The organism is Phenylobacterium sp. (assembly GCF_044236515.1).
Classification (GTDB): domain Bacteria; phylum Pseudomonadota; class Alphaproteobacteria; order Caulobacterales; family Caulobacteraceae; genus Phenylobacterium.
Map to the genome: position 1 here is coordinate 1 of NZ_JBIIGK010000243.1, position 3,092 is coordinate 3,092.

At 72.3% G+C, this 3,092-nt stretch carries 4 protein-coding genes; 2 read left to right on the forward strand and 2 right to left on the reverse strand.

The genetic code is table 11. The features are described from left to right. Nucleotides 1–86: 86 nt before the first annotated feature. The gene (queE, locus tag ACILRF_RS15740; protein WP_395674555.1) at nt 87–719 is read right to left on the reverse strand and encodes a 7-carboxy-7-deazaguanine synthase; all 633 of its coding nucleotides are present in this window, start codon (nt 717–719) and stop codon (nt 87–89) included. Then, entirely contained in the window at nt 716–1,438 is a 723-nt protein-coding gene (gene queC / locus ACILRF_RS15745) for a 7-cyano-7-deazaguanine synthase QueC (protein WP_395674557.1), read from the reverse strand. The genes queE and queC overlap by 4 nt, the downstream gene beginning before the upstream one ends. Nucleotides 1,439–1,573: 135 nt before the next feature. On the opposite strand from queC, the gene ACILRF_RS15750 reads away from it, so the two are divergent. Then, a complete protein-coding gene (locus ACILRF_RS15750; protein WP_395674559.1) occupies nt 1,574–2,671 on the forward strand; it encodes a response regulator in 1,098 nt (365 codons plus the stop codon). Between the two features lie 87 nt (nt 2,672–2,758). Beyond that, nucleotides 2,759–3,092: chorismate mutase (locus ACILRF_RS15755; protein ID WP_395674560.1), on the forward strand; the 334-nt coding region annotated here is incomplete at its 3' end.

The following is a 3,092-nucleotide window of genomic DNA, read 5'->3' on the forward strand; positions in this document are numbered from 1 at the left end:
AAGTAGTGCGCGGCGTCGAACGTCGCGGCCTTTGTTATCTCGAAAACGGGTGCGGTCATGGGGTGCTGGGCGGCCGAGGACGGGCCTCAGGCGATGCCGAGGTACTTGTGGGTTTGCACGCTTAAACGCCAGCGGGGGTGCGCAAGGCAATAGGCGATGGCCGCGCGGGTGTTGGCCTCGCGGTCCGGGCCGTCCATCGGCTGCAGCAAGAAGCGGTCGAAATCCAGCGCTTCGAAGCCGGCCGGATCGACGTTCGGTTGCGGGTAGACCAGCTTCAGCTCGGCGCCGCGCGTCTGGACGACGGGCGCGGTCGATTTCGGACTGACGCAAATCCAGTCGACGCCCTCGGCCACGGGCAGGGTGCCGTTGGTCTCCATGGCGATGGAGAAGCCGCGGGCGTGCAGCGCCGCGGTCAGGGCGGCGTCGACCTGCAGCATCGGCTCGCCGCCGGTGAGCACCACCAGGCGGTCGTGCGGCCCGCCTTCCCAGGCCGCGGCGACGGCGTCCGCAAGGGCGCCGGCGTCGGCGAACCGGCCGCCGCCAGGGCCGTCCATCCCGACGAAATCGGTGTCGCAGAAATTGCAGACCGCCTCGGCGCGGTCCTGCTCACGCCCGCTCCACAGGTTGCAACCGGCGAAGCGGCAGAACACCGCCGCGCGACCGGCCTGGCCGCCCTCGCCCTGGAGGGTGAGGAAGATCTCTTTGACGGCGTAGCTCATGCGCGGATCGCCGGCCGCCCCTCGGCCAGCCAGCCCTCGTAGCCGCGCGCCCGCAGCTCGCACGCCGGGCAAGTCCCGCAGCCGTAGCCCCAGGGCCGCCGCAGGTCGCGCTCGCCGAGATAGCAGGTGTGGCTGTGCTCGAGGATCAGGTCGACCAGGGTCCGGCCGCCCAACCCCTGCGCCAACGCCCAGGTGTCGGCCTTGGTCAGGCGCATCAGCGGCGTTTCGATGACGAAGTCCTGGGCCATCCCGAGGTTCAGCGCCGACTGCATGGCGTCGAGCGTGTCGCGGCGGCAGTCGGGGTAGCCGGAGAAATCGGTCTCGCACATGCCGCCGACCAGCACCCGCAGCCCGCGCCGGTCGGCCAGGGCCGCGGCGTAGATCAGGAACGCCAGGTTCCGCCCGGGCACGAAGGTCGAGGGCAGGCCCTTGGCGGTCATTTCGATGGCCCGTTCGGCGGTCAGGGCCGACTGCGCGACTGCGCCAAAACCGCGCATCTCCAGCACATGATCCTCGCCCAGCCGTGGAGCCCAATGTGGGAAAGCCTCGGCCATCCGAGCGCGCACGGCGTCGCGGGCCTGAAGCTCCACCGAATGGCGCTGCCCATAGTCGTAACCGACGGTCTCCACTCGCGAGAAGCGGTCGAGGGCCCAGGCCAGGCAGACGGCGGAATCCTGGCCGCCAGAGAACAGGACGAGGGCGCCCTCGGGAGTGGTCATGGCCCCCATATGCGCGCTGGCGCCGCCGGCGAAAAGCCCGCGTCGCAGCTTAGGCCACGGAAAAGCCACGCATCTTAACGACTGCGCAAAGCCTCGCGGCGATCCTGTCGGTCATTTCGGCGGCCGAACGAGCCCATGTCCCTGTCTGCGTACTTCACCGACCGCATCGGCGCTGAGATCCGGCAGCAGATGGACGGCATTCTGGCGCTGGTGGACCAGCTCGGCCGCCATCGCCTGCCGCCGGAGGCCCAGGCCTGCGCCGCCGGGGTCGCCGCCGCCGCCGGCGGCGTGAACCGCATCCTCGACAGCGCCGCCGCCCTGCAAGGTCTGGAAGGCGCCGATCTGCTGTCCAATGCCGAGCCGGTGGGCCTGCAGGCGCTGATGGACGCCGTGCAGGAGCGCTGGCAGGCCCGCGCCAGCCAGGGCCGCGTCACCCTGCTGGTTTCCTACGACGGCCCGCCCGAGGCCATGGTCGAGGCCGACACCCGCCGCCTGCTGCAGGTGTTCGACGGCTTCGCCGGCAAGGCCATCGCCTGCGCCGGCCGGGCGGCCGTCGAGATCGGGCTGAAGGCCTGGCCTGACGGGCCGCTATGCCGGCTCGAGGCGCGCTTCCGCAGCCCGCGCCAGCCGGGCTGGGAGGAACAGGATCTCGAGACCCGCGCCCGCGCCGCGGCCGAGCGCTACGGCCTCGAAGTGGCTCTAGACATGATGGTCGCCCGGCAGGCGGTCGCCGGCTTCGGCGGACAGGTGATCGAGGAACCGGACGCCGCCGGCTTCATCCTCAGCCTGCCCGTCGCCGCCCGCGCCGCCGAGCCGCGGCACGCCCGGGCCATGGAGGACGGCCGGTCGGTCCATGTGCTGATCGTCGACGACAACGCCACCAACCGCATCGTCGCCCAGGCGCTGTGCGAGATGCTGGCCTGCACCACCGAGACCGCCGACGACGGCCTGCAGGCGGTCGAGGCGGCCCGCGGCGGCCGTTTCGACCTGATCCTGATGGACATCCGCATGCCCGGCATGGATGGCGTCGCCGCCACGCGCGCGATCCGGGCCATGCCAGGCCCTGCCGGTGCGACGCCGATCATCGCCCTGACGGCCAACGCCGACCCGGAGGAGGCGCGGGCCTATATCCAGGCCGGCATGCTGGGCGTCATCGAAAAGCCGATGAAGGCCGAGGTCCTGCGCGCGGCGCTGGTCAGCGCCTTGGGCGCCGGCGGGGCGAAGGCGGCCTGAGGGCGCGAAGGCCGCGCCTATTGCGCGCCCAGCCGCTTTGACCTAGGTCGCGACCCTGCCTCCCGGGGGAGGGTTCGGGGAAGGATCATGGCGACGACGACGCCTGCGCCGCTATCGCTGGACGAGGTCCGCTCGCGTATCGACGCCATCGACGCCGAGATGCTGCGCCTGGTCGACCAGCGCGCCGCCCTGGCCCGCGCCGTCGCCGAGGCCAAGGCCGCCGCCGGCGCGGCCGGCCGCTTTGGCCTGAAGCCCGGCCGGGAAGCCCAGCTCCTGCGCCGCCTGCTCAGCGAGCCGCGCGAGGGCGCCGACGCCGCCCTGGTGGTCCGCGTCTGGCGCGAGATGATCGGCGCCAGCCTGCGCCTGCAGGGCCCGTTCCACCTGACCGTCTGGGGCGGCCGCGAGCAGGCCCGCGCCGTCG